This is a genomic window from Kribbella sp. HUAS MG21, assembly GCF_040254265.1.
Classification (GTDB): domain Bacteria; phylum Actinomycetota; class Actinomycetes; order Propionibacteriales; family Kribbellaceae; genus Kribbella.
In genome coordinates, this window is sequence record NZ_CP158165.1 from 5,320,483 (window position 1) to 5,338,599 (window position 18,117).

15 protein-coding genes are annotated in these 18,117 nt (G+C 66.9%); 10 read left to right on the forward strand and 5 right to left on the reverse strand.

The window, feature by feature from the left end:
• Positions 1-125: 125 nt before the first annotated feature.
• The 7 genes from ABN611_RS25960 to ABN611_RS25990 all read left to right on the forward strand — a co-directional run bounded on the left by ABN611_RS25960 (position 126) and on the right by ABN611_RS25990 (position 8,928).
• On the forward strand, positions 126-2,588 hold the full coding sequence (locus tag ABN611_RS25960; RefSeq protein WP_350274840.1) for a Z1 domain-containing protein: 2,463 nt from the start codon (positions 126-128) through the stop codon (positions 2,586-2,588).
• Between the two features lie 65 nt (positions 2,589-2,653).
• Positions 2,654-3,565: a PD-(D/E)XK motif protein gene (locus ABN611_RS25965; protein WP_350274841.1), complete on the forward strand. Its 912-nt coding sequence runs from the start codon at positions 2,654-2,656 to the stop codon at positions 3,563-3,565.
• The gene (locus tag ABN611_RS25970; RefSeq protein ID WP_350274842.1) at positions 3,562-4,989 is read left to right on the forward strand and encodes a hypothetical protein; all 1,428 of its coding nucleotides are present in this window, start codon (positions 3,562-3,564) and stop codon (positions 4,987-4,989) included. The genes ABN611_RS25965 and ABN611_RS25970 overlap by 4 nt, the downstream gene beginning before the upstream one ends.
• Before the next feature lie 144 nt (positions 4,990-5,133).
• Positions 5,134-5,409: a hypothetical protein gene (locus ABN611_RS25975; RefSeq protein ID WP_350274843.1), complete on the forward strand. Its 276-nt coding sequence runs from the start codon at positions 5,134-5,136 to the stop codon at positions 5,407-5,409.
• A 124-nt stretch (positions 5,410-5,533) separates the two neighbouring features.
• Positions 5,534-6,286, forward strand: a complete 753-nt coding sequence (locus ABN611_RS25980) for a hypothetical protein (RefSeq protein WP_350274844.1) — start codon at positions 5,534-5,536, stop codon at positions 6,284-6,286.
• A 260-nt stretch (positions 6,287-6,546) separates the two neighbouring features.
• Positions 6,547-7,026, forward strand: coding sequence for a hypothetical protein (locus tag ABN611_RS25985; protein ID WP_350274845.1), 480 nt, complete (start codon positions 6,547-6,549; stop codon positions 7,024-7,026).
• A 219-nt stretch (positions 7,027-7,245) separates the two neighbouring features.
• The gene (locus ABN611_RS25990) at positions 7,246-8,928 is read left to right on the forward strand and encodes a TIGR02391 family protein (RefSeq protein ID WP_350274846.1); all 1,683 of its coding nucleotides are present in this window, start codon (positions 7,246-7,248) and stop codon (positions 8,926-8,928) included.
• 14 nt (positions 8,929-8,942) lie between these two features.
• On the opposite strand, the gene ABN611_RS25995 is transcribed toward ABN611_RS25990, so the two are convergent.
• Both ABN611_RS25995 and ABN611_RS26000 read right to left on the reverse strand, forming a co-directional pair.
• Positions 8,943-9,587 carry a hypothetical protein gene (locus ABN611_RS25995; RefSeq protein WP_350274847.1) on the reverse strand — a complete coding sequence of 215 codons (645 nt, stop codon included), beginning with the start codon at positions 9,585-9,587 and terminating at the stop codon, positions 8,943-8,945.
• The gene (locus ABN611_RS26000; RefSeq protein WP_350274848.1) at positions 9,584-9,934 is read right to left on the reverse strand and encodes a hypothetical protein; all 351 of its coding nucleotides are present in this window, start codon (positions 9,932-9,934) and stop codon (positions 9,584-9,586) included. The genes ABN611_RS25995 and ABN611_RS26000 overlap by 4 nt, the downstream gene beginning before the upstream one ends.
• Before the next feature lie 169 nt (positions 9,935-10,103).
• Here ABN611_RS26000 and ABN611_RS26005 point away from each other — a divergent pair, with 169 nt between their 5' ends.
• Both ABN611_RS26005 and ABN611_RS26010 read left to right on the forward strand, forming a co-directional pair.
• On the forward strand, positions 10,104-10,463 hold the full coding sequence (locus ABN611_RS26005; protein ID WP_350274849.1) for a hypothetical protein: 360 nt from the start codon (positions 10,104-10,106) through the stop codon (positions 10,461-10,463).
• 3 nt (positions 10,464-10,466) lie between these two features.
• A complete protein-coding gene (locus tag ABN611_RS26010) occupies positions 10,467-13,166 on the forward strand; it encodes a caspase family protein (RefSeq protein ID WP_350274850.1) in 2,700 nt (899 codons plus the stop codon).
• A gap of 38 nt (positions 13,167-13,204) precedes the next feature.
• Here ABN611_RS26010 and ABN611_RS26015 read toward each other — a convergent pair whose 3' ends face one another.
• On the reverse strand, positions 13,205-14,329 hold the full coding sequence (locus ABN611_RS26015; protein WP_350274851.1) for an epoxide hydrolase family protein: 1,125 nt from the start codon (positions 14,327-14,329) through the stop codon (positions 13,205-13,207).
• Positions 14,330-14,383: 54 nt separating this feature from the next.
• On the opposite strand from ABN611_RS26015, the gene ABN611_RS26020 reads away from it, so the two are divergent.
• Positions 14,384-15,397 carry a WYL domain-containing protein gene (locus ABN611_RS26020; protein ID WP_350274852.1) on the forward strand — a complete coding sequence of 338 codons (1,014 nt, stop codon included), beginning with the start codon at positions 14,384-14,386 and terminating at the stop codon, positions 15,395-15,397.
• Positions 15,398-15,451: 54 nt separating this feature from the next.
• On the opposite strand, the gene ABN611_RS26025 is transcribed toward ABN611_RS26020, so the two are convergent.
• Together ABN611_RS26025 and ABN611_RS26030 are read right to left on the reverse strand one after the other, a co-directional pair.
• The gene (locus tag ABN611_RS26025) at positions 15,452-16,096 is read right to left on the reverse strand and encodes a response regulator transcription factor (protein ID WP_350274853.1); all 645 of its coding nucleotides are present in this window, start codon (positions 16,094-16,096) and stop codon (positions 15,452-15,454) included.
• Positions 16,093-18,057 (reverse strand): histidine kinase, encoded by a 1,965-nt coding sequence (locus ABN611_RS26030; protein WP_350274854.1) that lies wholly within the window; start codon positions 18,055-18,057, stop codon positions 16,093-16,095. Before ABN611_RS26030 ends, ABN611_RS26025 begins: the two co-directional genes overlap by 4 nt.
• Between the last annotated feature and the right edge of the window lie 60 nt (positions 18,058-18,117).

The following is an 18,117-nucleotide window of genomic DNA, read 5'->3' on the forward strand; positions in this document are numbered from 1 at the left end:
GTCGACCGCAGGAGCGGAGCATGTCAGATCCAGAGCTGTACGCGGTGTTCGCCGAGTTCGCGAGAACCCACGGAGCAGCAGCGGCGGCCGACCGGTTCAGACGGTCGCTGCCCGAACTAGCAGAGGTGTTCCGCAAGCAGTTCGAGGACGACCTCGTGCGCGTTCAGGCCGGCGGGCCGCCCGTCATCGCGGCGGGGCGAAATGCCTGGTACAGCGGCCCGACGGACGCGGATCTCCACTGGCCGGCGCTGCGGCGGGAGTTCGAGCGCATGCATTGGCCCGAGGACCGGATCGGGTCGATCGACCGTGCATCGAGCACCGTGGTGGCGCACACGCCGCGGCCGGATATCACGACGTGGGACGCGAAGGGCCTGGTCGTGGGTTACGTGCAGAGCGGTAAGACGACCAACTTCACAGGCGTCATCGCCAAGCTCGCCGACGTCAAGTACAAGATGGTCATCGTGCTCTCCGGCATCCACAACGGGTTGCGCCGCCAGACCCAGGTCAGGCTCGACGAGCTCCTGAAGAACCTCACCGCCGATCAGTGGGTCACGATGACCGACGAGTCGACGGACTTCGTCGTCCCGACACACCACGCGTCGGCTCTTCTGAGCTCGGGCAAGCCGATCCTGATCGTCGCGAAGAAGAACGCCGCGGTGCTCAAGCGAGTCGTGAAATGGCTCGACACCACGAACAGCCGGGAGGCACTGAAGTCCGCGCCCGTCCTGGTCATCGACGACGAGGCTGATCAGGCCTCAGTTGCGACTGCGCAGATCAACCCGCTCATCCGGCGCATTCTCAAGCTGATGCCGAAGTGCACCTATATCGGGTACACGGCCACTCCGTTCGCAAACGTCTTCATCGAGCCGAATCAGGACGATCTCTACCCGAAGTCCTTCATCCTGAACCTGCCGCGGCCGGAGGGCTACTTCGGACCTGAGATGATCTTCGGCCGGGACGAGGTCGAAGGTGAGGGAGACGGAGCCGCACCCGACGGGTACGACATGGTGCGGATCGTGTCCGATGACGAGGTTCCGATGCTCAGGCCGGTCGGCAAGATGTCGGCTGCCGAGTTCGAACCCGAGATGACTGACAGTGTCGTCGATGCCGTTCGATGGTTCTGGCTGGCGACGGCCGCTCGGCGATCTCGCGGCGACTTCGGCCACAGCACGATGCTGATTCACACCTCGGTCAAGATCGACGTGCACGAGTCGTTCAAGGATCCGCTGCTCGGTCTCCGTGAGCAGGCAGCTCGGCAGCTCGCTCGTTCCGAGCACGCCGATATCGCGGACTGGCGGAAGCTGTGGGAGCAGGAATACGTGCGAGTGCCGTCCGCGGACTGGGGGCGCGACCCTCTGACGTTCGACGAAGTCCTGAGCTATCTGCCGGCCGTCGTCGACGAAACTGCCGTCGTGCTCGACAACTACCGCAGTCAGGACCGCCTCGACTACAGTCAGGGCCCGGTCGTTGCCATCGCAGTCGGAGGTAACACGCTGTCTCGAGGTCTCACGCTCGAAGGCCTCGTAGTCAGTCTCTTCGTCCGAGGTGCCACGGCCTACGACACCCTCCTGCAGATGGGCCGCTGGTTCGGCTATCGCACCGGCTACGAAGAACTGCCGCGGATCTGGATGACGAGCAGTCTTGCCGCGGCGTTCAGACATCTGGCGACTGTCGAGCACGAGATGCGCGACGACATCGACCGGTACCAGCGACAGGATCTGACGCCGACGCAGGTCGCAGTACGAATTCGCACGCACCCGTCGCTCCGGATCACCGCGAAGATGGGCGCCGCGCAGCCTGCAGAGGTTTCGTATGCCGGCAGTCGTCTGCAGACCCGGTATTTCTTCACCGAGGACGCCGACTGGTTGGGGGCGAACTTCGAGGCAACTCGCGCCCTGATCCAGGAATCGGTGAGGCACGGCACCCTCGACGGCAAGGGAGCTGCGGTCGTACTGCGTGAGGTGCCCGCACCAGTGGTTCAGCGGTTTCTGTCCAGCTATCGAGTGCATCCGGATTCGCCGGACATGGACCCGTCGTTGCTGAACAAGTACATCGACCGGCAACTCGCTTCGGACTCCCCGAGCCTTTCGCGGTGGTCGGTGTGCGTCGTGCCGGGCACCGGGCCGACAGTGGATCTGGGAAGCGGCATACAGGTCGACTCCGTGATTCGTTCGCAGCTCAACGACGACGAACCCGGTCGTGCCGACATCAAGACCCTGATGAGCAAGCAGGACCGGGTCCTGGACCGTTCCATATCGGTCGGCGATGCCCAGAAGCACACCGAGGCACAACTCAAGGACCTGCGCGACGCCGACCCCGACCTCCGGGAACGTGGCCTGCTCGTCATCTATCCGATCGATGCGCTGAGTGAACCTGTGCAGAGAGCGACTTCGCAGTCCGAGCCGAGGAACCCTCGGCGCCCGCTCGCTGCGGTCGGCACGGTGATCGGCGTCGGGCTGGTCTTTCCGGGACAGCCGGCCGAGAAGAACAGCGTGATCGCTACCCACCTTGCGGTCGACCTCACCGATGTCGAACAGGACGACGTCGACGAGGCCATCGAGACGGACACCGAGAGCGTGGAACAGTGACGACACGCGAGTTGCTCGGTCGAGGGTGGGCCGTGCTGTCGCCGCCCACCGACCACCGCAGATACATGTCGTTCCCGCTCGATCCGGACGCCGGCCGGATCAGTTGTCGGCTGGCCGTGGATCGTTCCGGCGCCAGGCATGTGCTCGTACCGGTGGAGCAGGACGACGTGTTGCAGGCACAGCGCGGATCCGCTCTGACGGTGGAGCAGCGCGATCTCGTCTTCGGCGGCACGGAACAGTCGTACGTGGATGTCAGCTGTGTCCGGTCCGATCTGTACTACGAGTTCGACGGCGTCGTCCAGGACATCCTGGAGGCGGTGCAGGATTCGTCGGACGCACGGCGCTCGACGCTCGACGTGGTCTCGCGTTGGCGTCGCTTGTTCGGCGCGGCGGCCGTACGGGGACTGTCCACCGAGGCGCGCCGCGGTCTGTTCGCGGAACTGGCGTGCCTTCAGGAGTTTCTCACCGTCGACCCCGAGTTGAGCGTCGACGGCTGGCGTGGTCCCCTGCGCGAGCCGCACGACTTCGAGCTCTCGTCCGTCTGTGTGGAAGTCAAGGCTTCCGGCGCGATCTCGGAAGCGGTGCGCGTGCACGGGCTCGAGCAGTTGGACCTGCATGACGACAAGAGCCTCTACCTTGCCGTCATCACGGTGGTCGAGGACGCGGAGGGGCGCACGATCCCCGAGCTTGCGGAGGATCTGCGGAGCGCCGTTACGGATCCGTCGCTCTTCGCGGGCAGACTGCTGTCCGCCGGCTGGAGCGACGAGGACCCTGGTGCGGACTCCCGCTATCTGCTCGGTGCGGTCTGCGTGGTTCCGGTCGCCGCGGGGATTCCGCGCATTGTGCGGAGTTCTCTGGTTGCGGGTGTGCTGCCGACCGGCGTCGGCCGAGTGGAGTACTCCATCGATCGGGACGCACTGGTTCCGCTCGCGGCAATGTCCTCGTTGACCGAGCTCGCAGCGGAGGCCCTGGCATGAGCACCCGGTGGTGGTCCCAGCCGTTCGCACCTGAAGGCTCTGCTGCTGCCGAGGGCATCGTGAAGCAGCTCGGTCGACCGATGTTGGACCCGCTCACGGTCCTCGTCCGTGAGGCAGCACAGAACAGCTGGGACGCGCGCTCAGGTGGCGGACCGGTCGACTTCCGGATCAGCCTGAGATCCCTCGGAGCTTCGACAGGCCCTTGGCGTGAGCTGATCCTTCCCGGCCCCACGGACGAGGCCGAGTTGCCCCTGGAATCGTCGATCACGCAGGAGGCGGTCCTTCTCGTTGTGTCCGACCGTGGTACGCGTGGCCTCGGTGGTCCGCTCAGAGCGGGAACGAGACCGGCCGGCGACGAGAAGGCCGACTTCGTGCAGTTCCTGAGGAACGTCGGCGAGGCGAACGACAACGAGTTCGGCGGCGGGACGTACGGATTCGGCAAGGGGATCTTCTACCGCCTGTCGAGAACCTCGGCGATCCTGGTCGACACTCTGACCTCCCAGGGCGATCGTCGGCTGATGGGCGCAGCCCTCGGGAACAGCTGGTACGACGACAACCAGCGGTACACCGGTAGGCACTGGTGGGGACGTGTCGCCGGGGACGGCATCCCGGACCCGTACGTCGGGACCGAGGCCGAGGAACTGGCCGAGCGACTCGGGCTGCCGGGCTTCGAGGACGGATCGACAGGGACCGATATTGCGCTGATAGCCGTTGACCTCGGCATGTCGGACGATGCCGGCGGGGCTCGGCCGAGGACGCTGCGGGAGGCCGGTCTCTTCGTCGCCTCCTCGATGCTCTGGCACCTCTGGCCGAAAGCGGTGGCGGTCGACTCGGCGCCGCTGATGCGGTTCTCGGTCGACGTCGGCGGTGAACTGTTGCAGGTTCCGGATCCGCGGTCGGTCTCGGAGCTGCGTCCCTTCGTCGAAAGCCTCGAGAAGGTGCGGAGCGGGGCTTCGCGCGGGTATCGCCGTACCGTGGCTCCCAAGGACGCCGGCCGATTCGCGCTGTCCGTGGGTGCGGCGAGCACGACGCAGCCGGCGGACGATGTCGTGGAGATGGCCAAGCCGTACGAAGGACCGTCGCATCATGTTGCTCGGATGCGCGTCGCCGAGCTCGTCGTCGACTATCTGCCGACCAGCGTTCATCCGGACGGGTTGCTGCGGTACGGCGCCGTGTGCAGATCGACGCTCGAGTCGGACCAATTCTTCGCCGTGTCCGAGCCCCCGACCCATGACAGTTGGGTCGAGAAAGGGCTGAGCGGTACGGCACGCGGCGTGGTGCAGGGCGCGCGGAACTTCGTGGTCAAGACGGTCGATGCCGATCTGGGGCTCGGTGACGGGGCAGGTGGCGGGCAGGCGAAGGGACTGGGCGCGCTCTCGTCACGACTGGCCTCGCTTCTGCCCTCCGTAGGCTGGACAGCGTGACCATCGAACTCGGTCTCCGCAACCGGAGCAGCGGCTCGGCCGTCGCGGCCCTCCGGCGGGTCCGGCGGTTCCGGCCAAGGCCGCATCGCACCACGGATCATCGAGGGCCCGACACTCCACAGGCACGACGGAAAGCTGCATCTTGTGGCCAAGGTTCACGTTCCGCCGTCGTCGACCGATCGGACAGTGCGAGCCGAGGTCGCCGTCGTCGTCGAGGGTGGCGGCCGCGAGTCCGCGCCGCCGGCGGGTGCGCCTGTCCCGGTGGTTACGGGATGGCGCACCCAGGACGACCGGGGCGTCGACGGCGCCGAGGTCGTCGTTCACCCGGGCGACTCGAGCGACTGGTGGGTCTTTGCGAGCTACGTGCCTGATGCCGTGGTTCGCTTCAAGGTCTCGGAGGGCTCCGCAGATGGCAAATGAGGTCCGGCCCTATGTGCTTCCCGGCCCCGGCTGCGTTTCGTGGGGTCCTTGGCAACTCATCGACGGCGATGAGCCGACTGTCCTGCCTGAGGTCCTCGAAGGGTGGGACTCGGGGACGGACCTGATGATCCATCGGGTGGTCGCTGTGGACCAGGAACGTCTGCGACGCGAGGCTGAGATTCCTCCCGAAGTCGGCCTGGTGGCCACGGTCTCCTGGACCAGTTCCACATCGCAGATGAGCGATTCGACGAGGCCGATCTGGTTGACGAACTCGGGTCCTTGTCTCCTCGACGCGGTCCTTCCCGGAGACAAGGTCGGGGGTGTCCTGCGCATCAGAACCACCGTTGCGATCGCCAATGCACCAGACTCCCGAGCGCTCGGCATCGCGCGCCTGCCAGGTTCGGTCCTGGCGGAGGACCGCGCGGAGGTCGCGCTCGAGGGCACCATGTCGATGTTCCCGGTTCATGGCGTCGACTTCAGCCACACGAACCTGCATCCCTCGGCGTCCTGGCATCTCGAAGGGTCGCCCGACCTGCACGCGCCGTTCATGGGTACCTTCCGGTTGCTCTTGAACCGCCTCGACACCGAGCTGATGAAGGCGGTCGAACGCGGCGCCAAAACAACGCGACAACAGGCGCTGGTCGACGAGTTGACCCATGGCGTGGCGGTGCTGCTGCTGGAGCTGGCGGTTGCACATCGGGACGAGTTGTCGGACCGGGACATCTGGCCCGCCGACTCCGTGGGAGAGGTCTTGAGCCGATGCCTCGCGCAAGCAGGCGATCTCCGCGAGCCGTCAGGCCCGCAGGACCTTCCGAGGTTTCGATCGACTGTGGCCGGCATCGTGCGTGCGGGCGGTCAGGGAAGGATGTTCGAATGAGCGTGTTATGGCCCCGGCTTCCTGAGCCTGTCGCGCTCGAGGAATACGAAAAGGTACGAGCCGGTTCGGAGTTGCAGTCCGCGACACACCATCCCGAACAGGTCTACGCACCGGTCGGTGAACGAGTCGAGAGTTCTCGGATCACACATCTCACCAACGAGATCATCGATCTGGCTGAGGTTCACGGCTTTCCGGCCCCCGTGCCGGATCTGTCGAAGATCGCCTTCGACCGTGCATGCGCGCCGCTGGTACGAGGGCTGATGGACATCACCTGGGCAGAAGCCGGGACACGATCGATCTGGTCGTTCGTGGCTCTCGTCCCGCTCCCTGAGGTCACGTACTGGCGCTTCGGCGTGACGAACGTCGAGCGGTGGGTGGCGACGGACCTGACCCGGCACACCTGGGCACGGCTGTGGTGGCAGGCGGTGGTCTTCGAGTCGGATCCTGAACTGCTCGGGTTGCTGACCGAGAGCGACCTCAACCAACTGCTCGAGCGACGCGCGATAGGTGGAGATCCGCGGCTGGTGCGATGTATCGCCAGGGCTGTCGTCCAAGGTGATCTGGCGGGGATCCCGCGGCGTCGCGTCATTCGTGACGTGTCGCAGCGGCTGGTCCGTCATCTGGCCTTCGTCGACGTTCGTGCCCTCGACGTTCGGACGTTGATCGACTGGTGCACGTATCTGGTCGGTGAATCTGTCGCAAGCATCGGCAGACTTCCTCCGCCCGGACCGGGGCGCTGAGGTCCGTCGGATCTCTGCACGGCGGCTGCCGACGAGGTGGGGACGGGCCGCGCCGAAGCGAGTCCTGACACGCCTCATTCGGGCGCAGGCATGCGTGCAATTCGATAACGTTGAGAGGTTCGACAACAACATGGCCGGCACGTCGCTCTGACTGCGCCGGCCCAATTATCGTGCCATGCGACATCCGGGGACGTCCCGGCCAATACAAGGACGACGTTGGTGAGTTCTCCGCTGACCCTGAAGTTTGATCCGCTGACCATCGAGCACCTGGGATACAAGATGTACTCCCATCTGCCGAACGCCTTGGCGGAGTTGATTGCGAACGCCTATGACGCCGATGCGACAAGGGTGAGAGTGATCCTCCGGGACGACCTGGGCGATCGGGCTGTTGTTGTCGAGGACAACGGTCACGGCATGGGACTCGGCGACCTGCAGGAGAAGTATCTTCGCATCGGTCGTAATCGGCGTGCAGACGGCAACGGGCGGTCGGAGTCGGGTCGGCGCGCGGTGGCCGGGAAGAAGGGCCTTGGGAAACTTGCCCTGTTCGGCATCGGCGAGGCCATTGAACTCACCACCAAGAGAGGCGGGGACTCCGCTGCACTTCGGGTCGCACTGAACTGGTCAGAGATCAAGAACGCCACCGGCACGGAATACCATCCACCGCTGTCGTCGCATGCGGCACCGTCGGACGACCACGGGACCACGGTGGAGCTGACGAGACTTCATCGAAGAACACCTGTGAACGCGCGGGAGCTGGCTCAGAGTCTGGGCAGGTTGTTCGGCTATCTCGACGACGACTTCGAGATCGAGGTCGTCGACGCCGCCGGCGTCAGCCGACCGGTCAACCGCGACTCCCGACTCGATTCGCTCCAACAGGACATCGGCTGGCGCGTCCCGGGCGACTTGCCCGACGATCTCAGGGCCAAGATCCCGAACGACAAGATCAGGGGACGGATCGTCGCGGCGGCGAAGCCGGTGCCGCCAGAACAGCGTGGCATCGCTCTCTACGCGCATGGCCGGTTGGCGAACGAGCCAGAGTTCTACGGAGTACCGGAGTCCAGTTACGCCTACTCGTACCTGACAGGCTATCTCGACGTGGACTACGTCGACGACGGTGCTTCGGACGTGATCTCGACCGACCGCCGTTCGATCAGTTGGGACGGCGACGTGACAGCTGAGCTCAATCAGTACCTCCAGCAAATTCTCCGTTGGGCCTCGCAGGAGCGCCGTTCGGCACGAAAAAAGGCAACGAAGGAGCGCATCGAGTCAGATCACGGCGTCGACCTCAATCGGTGGGTCGGCTCGATCCGGAGTGAAGAGCGGGACGCAGTCGGCCGAGCCGCTTCTGTTCTGACCTCACCGGACTCGGCGCTCGACGACGGGGACCGCAAGGTTCTGTTCGAGAGTCTCCGATCCATCGCCCCGGACTATGCAGATCTGCATTGGAGACACCTCCACCCTGCTATCAAGCGAGTGTCCGAGCGGTACTACGAGTCCGGGCTCTTCCATGCTGCTCTGGCCGAGGCGTTGAAGCGGTTCGTCAACGAGATCCGACAGGCGACCGGCATCGAGGGCCAGGAAGCATCCGCAATCGTCAACCAGGCATTCAAGGTCGACGGTGACAAACCTGTGAAGATCGACATCGCCCGTCCCTATGCCGATGCCGGGTTCGACATCAAGACGTTGAAGAACATACGCAACGGTCAGTGGAAGCTCTCGGACGGCGTCGTAGCCGCGTTCCGCAACCCGGGCGCGCACGAGGAAGAGCTGCTGTTGATCGAGACCGAGGCGATGACCTATCAGGATTGCTTGGACGCGTTGAGCATCGTGTCGCATCTCTATCGACATCTGGAACGCGCACTCGAGGCGTCTGTCGGCTCAGAACTCGGTGACGACATCTGACGCTTCGAACCGGTCTACCTACTTTGGGAGGGGCCTCGGTTTGGTGGTTGGCGCCGGGATGCGGGTCGGGGGGTGCTGGACTGTGGTTCTGAACTGGTGGGAGGGGCCAGTCCTTCCATGGCCTTGAAGGCCTGGATCAGGTCGGGTGGCAGGGGCATGCGTGGTGGTGTCACAGGTCGGCCGGCTTCTTTGACTGGGCCAACGGCCGGGCGGACGGTCGGGAGGTGGTCGAGCTCGTCGAGGGAGACGCCCTTCGAACGGCCGAGCCGGTTCGCGGTTACGTCGAAGATCTCGCCGTCCTTGCGCGGCGCGAAGGCGACCACCTGGCGCACCGGAAGGTGCGACTCGGACGGGCCTTCGAACTCTCGGTAGGTGAGCCGGTGCGAAGGCCCCATCGGCTGCCCGCGCCTGTTGAACTCTTCTACGACCGGGATCTTGATCTCTGCGCAGTCGCGGAGGTCCGGATGGTTGTCGGAGCGGCCGAGGCGTTCTCCGGCGAACTCGGCCTCGCGCCCCTCGCGCAGGGCGCTGAGACCGCGGCGAACGGCTTCGAACTGCCGGGCGGCGGGGCCGTTGGGCTCGGCCTGAGCGCGGGCATGGAGGGCCCGGAGCTCGTCTCGGAGCTCCGGATCGATGATCAGGTGGTACTTCGCCGTCATCGGGTTGCGGGAGGCTCGTTGTCACTGTCGAGGTTCCAGCCGAACTCTGTCGCCAGAGCGTCGGCCGAGGCGTAGTCCTCGACAGGATTCGTCGCCAGGCGCCGCCTGGTGACCTCGCGAACTTCTGCGGCCTGCTCTGCGTCCGCTGCAAGTTCCTCCAGTTGCTCCCACCGGTCGAAGGGAATGATCACACCCTCGGGTCGGCCCTCGTCGCCGAAGATCAGCGGCTCGGCCTGACCTGCGCGGAACCGTTGCAGCATCCGAGGCAGGTTGTGCGCAGCAGTTGCGGCGTCAATCACGTTGACCCGGTCACCGTTGGGCCGATCCTGCGGTGTCTCGGTCGACATCTGAACTCCTTCGCTGGCCGTCGTTCCAGCCTAGACGAGTCAATGGACGACTCGTCGTAGATATCCACAAGGTCGGCCGGAGCGTGCTGGAGGCGGATGGCTACTGACCGTTGCGGATGGACGTTGGAGCGAGGATCATTTGGCGCGGGTGGAGGGTTGGGAGGGTGGCGTGGGGGTTTGGGTTGAGGTGGTGCTTGTCGACCGGGATCCGGAGGTGGCGGATCGGGGGATTCGGCAGTTGCGGCGGGAGTTGCAGGGGGAGTTCGCTACGCGGGATGTGGTGACGGTCGCGCCTGAGGGGATTAAGGGGGACGCGGCGGCGGTTGGGGCCGTTGCGGTGGCGTTGGGTGGGGCTGGGGGGATGGTGCCGTTGTTGATTGCGGTACTGCGGGACTGGCTCGGGCGGAGGAGTTCCGGGCAGCGGGTGAAGTTGACTGTGGGGGACGAGTCGATCGAGGTGGATGCGGCTTCGGCGGAGGAGCAGCGGGCGTTGGTCGAGGCGTTTCTGCGCAGGCACGAAGCGGGCTGAGTCATGCGTCGCGCTCTGCTGGTTGCCACCTACGAGTACGAGGACGCCGGGTTGCGGCGGCTGGCGGCGCCGGAGCGGGACGTCGAGGCGTTGGCCGACGTACTGGAGGACCAGGCCGTCGCCGGGTTCGACGTACAGGTGGTCGTCAACAAGCCGACGCATGAGGTGGGGAAGGCGATCGCGGACTTCTTCGCCGCCGGTGAGCGGGACGACCTGATGCTGCTGTATTTCAGCGGGCACGGGTTGAAGGACGACAACGGCCGGCTCTACCTGGCGATGAAGAACACGGTGCGCGACAGCCTGCGGTTCACCGCGTTGTCGGCGCAGTTGGTGCGGGAGACGGTGTCCGAGAGCCGGCCTCGGCAGACCATCCTGATTCTCGACTGTTGTTACAGCGGCGCGTACGCCGCCGAGCAGTTCGCCAAGTCGGACTCCGCCGTCCATACGAAGGAAGCGTTCGGTGGGCGTGGGCGGATCGTGCTGACCGCGTCCGACTCGACGCAGTACGCCTTCGAGGGTGCGGAATCGGTGTTCACGCACCACCTGGTCGAAGGGCTGCGCACCGGTGCTGCCGACCTCGATTCCGACGGCGACATCACGACCGACGAGCTGTACGACTACACCTACAAGGCCGTCACCGCCGAGCAACCGAACCAGCGTCCGCGCCAGTTCGCCGAGGTCGAGGGCCGTACGGTCGTCGCGTCCAACGCGCGCTGGGCGCTGCCCGAGCAGCTCGCGAAGGCGATCAACAGCCCGCTCACCGAGATCCGGCAGACCGCGCTGGCGCCGCTCGGTCAGTTGCTGCAGGCAAACAACGAGCTGGTACGGCGTACCGCGCGCGAGCAGCTCGAACTACTCCGGGACGACGACAGCCGAAGCGTCGCGGCCGCGGCGCAGGCGTACCTCGACAACCCGCCGCCGCCCGTGCGTCCGCAACCAACGATCACGCCGACGCCGAGGCGTCCTACCGGTCCGACGTTCAGCGCCGCGGCCAGAGCCTCGGCGCGGCGATGGCGCAGCCGTATCGTCCTGCCGCAGCTGGACTGGCCGATCTTGGGCCTGGCCGTGGTTGCCGCCGCTGCACAGGTTGTGTGTGCGGTGGTCGCGACGCCGCTTAATTGGGCGATGATCGTCGCCGCGGCGTTCGCGGTGGCCGTGGTCCCGGCGGTGATCCGGCTGCGCGCCGAGGCGTCGGCTTTCGCGGTCGGGCTCGCCGGGCCGGCTCTGCTGGCTGGTGCTCAGGCGATCGGCTGGATCCTGCATCAGTTCACGCGAAGCCTGCAGCCGTTGCCGGCGACGTGGTACCTGGTCGGGTCGGTCGCCTGGGTTGCTGCGGGCGTCGTCGGTGTACTCCGGTTGCGCCGTACGCCGGACCGCGAGCCGCCGCACAAGTTGCTGGTGGCACTCGGCGCGATTGCGGCGATTCTGGTGCTGCTGCTCCTGGTGTACGTCGACCGCCACGCCAGGGGTTACCCGCTGTCGACAGCTGTCGTCTATCTGCTGGCCGCCGAGGTCGCGATCGTGGGTCCGTTGATCCGGCCCAACCGGCACTTCCTGATCGGCTGGGTCGTGAGCGGCTTCGTACTGCTGCTCGCGATGCTGCGAATCGACAGGGAAACCGGCCTGCCGCTGTTCGGTGCCGTCGCGTTGCTCGCGGTCTGGCTCGGTCTCGGTGTTGCTGCGGTGCTGCCCCTTCGGTCGGATCGACCGCCTAGGCGATGGGTAACCGCGGCCGCGCTCGTCGCACCTGCCGTCCTCGGCGTCATCGCTGTCAACGTCGTGCCACCCGAGCCGCAGCCTGCATCCGCGCTCGGGCTGGCAGTCAGTCCCGACGACCGCTTCCTCTACGCGACCGACGCCTCGAACGGCCGGGTGATGAGGTTCAGTACTACGACCCAAGAACGCGTCGGCGATCCGCTGGAGGTCGGCGAGTTCCCGAGCAACCTGATCGTCACGCCCGACGGATCCCGGCTGTACGTCGCCAACTCGCGGTCGAACTCGATCTCGGTGATCGACGCCGCCTCCTGGACCGTGGTCGGTCAACCGATCGCGGTCGCGCCCGGACCGACGAAGCTCGCGTTGAACACCGCGACGGATCGCCTGTTCGTGCTGAGCCAGAATTCGTCGACGATCACCGAGATCGACACCGAGACCCTGGCGACAGTCGGCGGTCCGCTCGCCGCCGGCTCCACACCAACCGATGTCGCCGTCGACGACCGCGGCCGGCTCTACGTCTCGTCCCGTGACACGGACACCGTCGCGGTCCTCGACGCCAAATCCCGGCAGGCAGTTCGGGGCCCGATCGAGGTCGGCGACGGGCCGAGCGAGCTGATCCCGGGCCCCGGCGGAGCGCTTTACGTCGTCGGACCGACGTCGTACGCCGTGATCAACACGAAGGTCGAGCAGTCCAAGCCGAAGCCGGAACCACTGCAGGGTGGCCACATCAGAGGCGGAGCGGTGAGCAGCGACGGCAAACGCCTGTACCTGTTCGGGCGGTCAGGGAACGACGACACCGTCCAGATCGTCGACACCGGCCGACAGGACGTCGTCGGGTCCCTGAGCGGGAACCTCGGCCTGCCCGGACGGATGGCGATCAGCTCCGACGGGCAACGGATCTATCTGAGCCGCTTCTTCGAGCCCGGCATCGCCGTGCTCGACAGTTCCGGGCCGAAGCAGATAGCAACCATCGACCCAGCACGCTGAAAGGGCCGGCCCTGGAGGCCGGCCCTTTTCAGGATTGGTCAGTGGAAGAACTTGCGGAGGTCCGCGGTGACGTCGTCCGGGCGTTCGAGGGAGGCGTAGTGGCCGCCCTGGTCGAAGGTGGACCAGTGGACGATGTTGGTGTTGTCGCGTTCGGCGAGGGGGCGGATGGTTTTGAAGTCGTCGGCGAAGACGGCGACCCCGGTGCGGGCGTGGTTCAGTTGGGGTTCGGCGCCGGACTTGGCTTCCTCGTGGTGGTAGCGGCCGGCGGTGGCCGAGGTGTTGGTGAACCAGTAGAGGGAGACCTCGGTGAGGATCTGCTCCGCGGTGACCAGGGAGGTGCCGTTGCCGAAGTTGTTGAAGAGTTCGTTCCAGGCGAGCTGGCCGACGGGGGAGTCGGAGATGCCGACGGCGACGGTCTGCGGGCGGGTGGAGTTGATCGCGTTGTACCCGCCGACGGACTGGAACCACTGCAGGTGCTCGAGCGCCGCGTAGTCGGCCGGCGTGAACTTCTCGAACTCGGACGGGTCGCCCGACGGGAACGAGAACAGCTGCAGGACGTGCAGTCCGAGGAAGCCCTCGGGGTTCAGCACGCCGAGCTCCCGCGAGATCATCGCGCCGGCGTCCGAGCCGTGCGCGCCGTACGACTCGTAGCCGAGCCGCCGCATCAGCGTGTCGAACGTCCTCGCCACCCGCGCCATCGTCCAGCCGCGGTCGGCGAGCGGGGTGCTGAACCCGAAGCCCGGGATCGACGGCACCACGACCGAGAACGCGTCCGCATCAGAGCCGCCGTACGCCGCGGGGTCCGTGAGCGGGCCGACCATGTCGAGGAAGTCGACGAACGAACCCGGGTACGTGTGCATCAGCAGCAGCGGCTTCGCGTTCTCGACGGCCGACGGTACGTGGATGAAGTGCACGGTCTGCCCGTCGATCTCGGTCAGGTAGTGCGGGAACTCGTTCATCCGGGCCTCCTGCGCTCGCCAGTCGAACCCGTGCTGCCAACGGTCGACCATCTCGCGGAGGTAGTGGTTCGGAGTGCCGTAGTCCCAGTCGTCGCCCGGCGCCGGCTCGGGGAGCCGGGTGCGCGCGAGCCGCTGCTGCAGGTCGTCCAGGTCGGCCTGGTCGATCGTGACGGTGAAGGGCCGGATGCTCTCGTTCGTGTTCATGGCTCTACCGTAGGATCAGTATAGGAACATTAGATTCCTAATTAGGAGACTGATTTGCTGGAGACTTCGCAGCGCCTGCTAGCACTGCTCGGACTGCTCCAGACCCGCCCGGCCTGGACGGGTTCCGAGCTGGCCGAGCGGCTCGAGGTGTCGACCCGGACGATCCGCAACGACATCGACCGGCTCCGCGAGCTCGGGTACCCGGTCGACGCCACCCGCGGCCCGGCCGGCCACTACCAGCTCGGGATCGGTGCGAAGCTCCCGCCGCTGCTCCTCGACGACGAGGAGGCGGTCGCGGTCGCCGTCGGTCTGCGTACCGGTGCCGGCGTCGTCGGTATGGCGGAGAGCAGCGTCCGCGCGCTGACGAAGCTCGAGCAGGTGCTCCCGCACCGCTTGCAACGCCAGGTCGACGCGATCAACAAGGCGATGGAGAAGGGCCCCGACAACACCCGCTCGAACGTCGACGCCCCCGAGATCGACACCGCCGTACTGTCGACGATCGCCGCCTGCATCCGCGACGAGCACTACCTGCGTTTCGAGTACGTCGTACCGGCCGGCGACTCGCTCTACAAGGCAGGGTCGAGCGCCACGCAGGAGCTGCCGATCCTCGTCGAGCCGTACCGGCTGGTGAGCTGGCACGGGTACTGGCACCTGGTCGCGCGGGACGAGCAAGGGAGCTGGCGGACGTACCGCGTCGACTGGATGTCGTTGCGGATGGCAACGGGCCGGCGCTACAAGCCGCGGCCGATGGAGGACGCGGCGTACACCGATTTCGTACTACGGGACGTCGCCTCCGCCGGCTGGAAGGTACACGCCCGGATCACCGTCGACGCCCCCGCCCAGGAGGTCCTGTCCCGCATCCACGCCGCCGTCGGCATCGTCGAGTCCGTGGACGACAACACCTGCGTCCTCGTCACCGGCGCCGACTCCCTGGAAACCGTCGCCGTCTACATCGGCATGCTCGGCCTCGACTTCCACGTCGACGGCCCACCCGCCCTCGTCACCCACCTCGAAACCATCGGCAACCGGTACCTCAGAGCGATCGAGGCCGTACCGAAGAACGGGTAGTGGTAGCGACCCTGAGCGGCCGTGCTGAGCGGATCACCCGGGAATCGGGGACCACTACTCGTCCTTCGGTACGCCCAGGCCGGCGTTGCGGGCCTGGATGATGGCGGTGGCTCGGTCGGCGGTGCCTAGTTTGGTGAAGATGGCGGAGACGTTGTTGGCGACGGTTTTGGGGGCCAGGTCGAGGCGGGCGGCGATCGCGGGGTTGGACAGGCCGGCGGCGAGCAGGTCGAGGATCTGGCGTTCCCGGGCGGTGAGTTCGGGGAACGGGTCGGTGGGCGGCGGCGCGGCGAAGAACGTGAGGACGCGGCGGGCGACGCCGGGGCCGAAGATGGCTTCGCCGGCGGCGACGGCGCGGATCGCGCGGGCGATCTCCTCCTGTTCGGCGCCCTTGACGAGGTAGCCGCGGGCTCCGGCGCGCATCGCCGCGAACACCGAGTCGTCGTCCTCGAACATGGTCAGCACGAGCACGGCGACCTCAGGCGCGGAGCGGGCGAGTTCGCGGGTGGCGGCGAACCCGTCGAGGTCCGGCATCTGCAGGTCGAGGACGGCGACGTCCGGGCGGTTCGTGACGACTTCGCGGATCGCCTCGCGACCGGTCGCGGCGACGCCGACCACCTCGATCCCCGGCAGCGAACTCAGCAACGCCTCCAGCCCCGCGCGCACCACCGGATGGTCGTCGGCCAGCACAACCCGGATCACGGCACCTCCACGGTCTGCACAGGAATCGTCGCCTGGACGTGCCCGCCCCGGTCGGTCGGCCCGGCCTGAAAAGTCCCGCCCAACTCAGATGCGCGCTCCCGCATGGCCTGCAGCCCGACCCCGGGACGCCACGGCCCGTTCGGCGCGCCGTCGTCGGTGACCTCGATCTCCAGTTGCGAGCCGCACCGCAGCGTCAGTACGGCGGACGACGCCCGCGCGTGCCGGACGACGTTCGTCAGCGCCTCGGTGGCGATCCGGTACGCCGCCACCTCCAGCGCCGCGGGCAGCGTCGGCAGGTCCTCGGCCGCGACGTCCACCTGGATCGCCGTACCGTCGGCGCGGATCGACATCTGGTCGGCGCGCTGCCGCAGCGCCCCGATCAAGCCGAGCTCGTCCAGCGCCGGCGGCCGCAGGTCGTCCACCAGCCGCCGTACGTCGGTGATCGCCGCGCGCGTGTCAGCACGCAGCCGCGCCAACAGCTCGACTGCGCGATCCGAGTCGACGGCCACCAGATTGGCGGCAGCGTCCGCCGAGAACGCGACCCCGGTCAACGTAGGCCCGAGCCCGTCATGAAGGTCCCGACGCAGCCGCCGCCGTTCCTCCTCGCGCGCCGCCACCAGCTTCTCCCGCGACGCCTGCAGCTCCGCCGACAACCGCGTCGCGTGCACAGCGACAGCCAGCGGTACGGCGACCAACCCGAGCACACTGCGATCCGCCGCCGACAACCCCGACTCGCCCGACCGCACCCCGACCTCGAGCAGCCCCACCACCTCACCGCCGTACGAAAGCTCCAGCGGTACGACGGAACTCCCGACGGCGCCGTCCGACGCCACGACAGCTCCGTCGACCGTCAACCCGGCGTACGGCAATCGCAGCGCGGACCGGATCGCGGCCACCACACCGGGCAGACCAGCCGACAGCTGCTCACCGACCCGCGAAGCCACCCGCGCCGGATCGTGCCGGTCGCCGTACAGCGCGCGATCCACGAGCTGCTGCAGCCGCGGCAGCACGGGCGCGATGATCAGCGCCACGAACACGGTCACCGCTGCCGACCTCCCGACCTGCGACGCGATCAACGAGTCGAGGACCGCGACGAGCGCTGCATAGATGCCGATAGCAACCAGTGACAGCAGCGCCCAGGTCAACGCCCGCGACACCACCAGCCGGATGTCGAGCAGCTGGTACCGGACGATCGCCACCGCGACCGCGACCGGAATCAGCGGGATCGCCAACAGGACAAGGATCGGAGTACCGGCGACCAACGACCAAGGTGTGATGAACAAGATCGCCACGACTGATGCCAGCAGCAACCACAGCAGTTGCCGTCGGCCCACTTCGTCGGCGTGTCGGTAGCGCAGCGCCAAGCAGACGATGGCCAGCAGGATCGCGACCAAGTTCCGGATTTCGGTCGCGGTCCACAGCGGCTGCAGCGCGTCGAAGTTCGGCAGCGTCAGGTATCCGCGGGGCAGGTCGGACGAGACCGACTCGCCGCTCCCGGACATCTCCAGCACGAACAGCGGCGACGTCACCACGATCCCGGTCGCGGCCCACCGCCACCGCGGCGACAACAGCCGCCCGTCCGGGAACAGCAGCAGAGCAAGCGGCAGGAACAGCCCGATCGACCATGGCCAGGCCGCCAGCGAGACCGTCACGAGGACCTGCTGCGCGAGCTGGCTGTCCACCACATGCGCGAGGGCGTCGGCGAACGGCGTCGTCGCGTGCCCGATCCCGTCGGCGAGGAAGAGCCAGCCGATCGGATTCGCCGGCCGGTGCCACGCGATGACCGCCCCACAGAGACCGAACGTCAGCGCCATCAGCGCGTTCGTCAGCACGAAGTTGTCGACAAGTTGCTGCCAGCCCCACCCGGCCGAGACGGCGTACGCGAACGCGAAAACCACCTCTGCCACCAGGAGCGCGACCAACGCTCCGGCCAGGCCGCGACGGTTCCCGGACGTTGTCATACCGGCAGTGTGCGCCCGGAGGGGTCCCGGCGTCTCGGGAATCCGATCCCGGATCGCCCG

Excerpts from the sequence above, each read along its gene's own strand:
- ABN611_RS25985 (WP_350274845.1), top strand. The coding sequence starts at position 6,547 with ATGGACATCACCTGGGCAGAAGCCGGGACACGATCGATCTGGTCGTTC.
- ABN611_RS26010 (WP_350274850.1), top strand. The coding sequence starts at position 10,467 with ATGCGTCGCGCTCTGCTGGTTGCCACCTACGAGTACGAGGACGCCGGG.
- ABN611_RS25965 (WP_350274841.1), top strand. The coding sequence starts at position 2,654 with ATGTCGTTCCCGCTCGATCCGGACGCCGGCCGGATCAGTTGTCGGCTG.
- ABN611_RS25980 (WP_350274844.1), top strand. The coding sequence starts at position 5,534 with ATGATCCATCGGGTGGTCGCTGTGGACCAGGAACGTCTGCGACGCGAG.
- ABN611_RS25970 (WP_350274842.1), top strand. The coding sequence starts at position 3,562 with ATGAGCACCCGGTGGTGGTCCCAGCCGTTCGCACCTGAAGGCTCTGCT.
- ABN611_RS26015 (WP_350274851.1), bottom strand. The coding sequence starts at position 14,329 with ATGAACACGAACGAGAGCATCCGGCCCTTCACCGTCACGATCGACCAG.
- ABN611_RS26000 (WP_350274848.1), bottom strand. The coding sequence starts at position 9,934 with ATGTCGACCGAGACACCGCAGGATCGGCCCAACGGTGACCGGGTCAAC.
- ABN611_RS26030 (WP_350274854.1), bottom strand. The coding sequence starts at position 18,057 with ATGACAACGTCCGGGAACCGTCGCGGCCTGGCCGGAGCGTTGGTCGCG.
- ABN611_RS25995 (WP_350274847.1), bottom strand. The coding sequence starts at position 9,587 with ATGACGGCGAAGTACCACCTGATCATCGATCCGGAGCTCCGAGACGAG.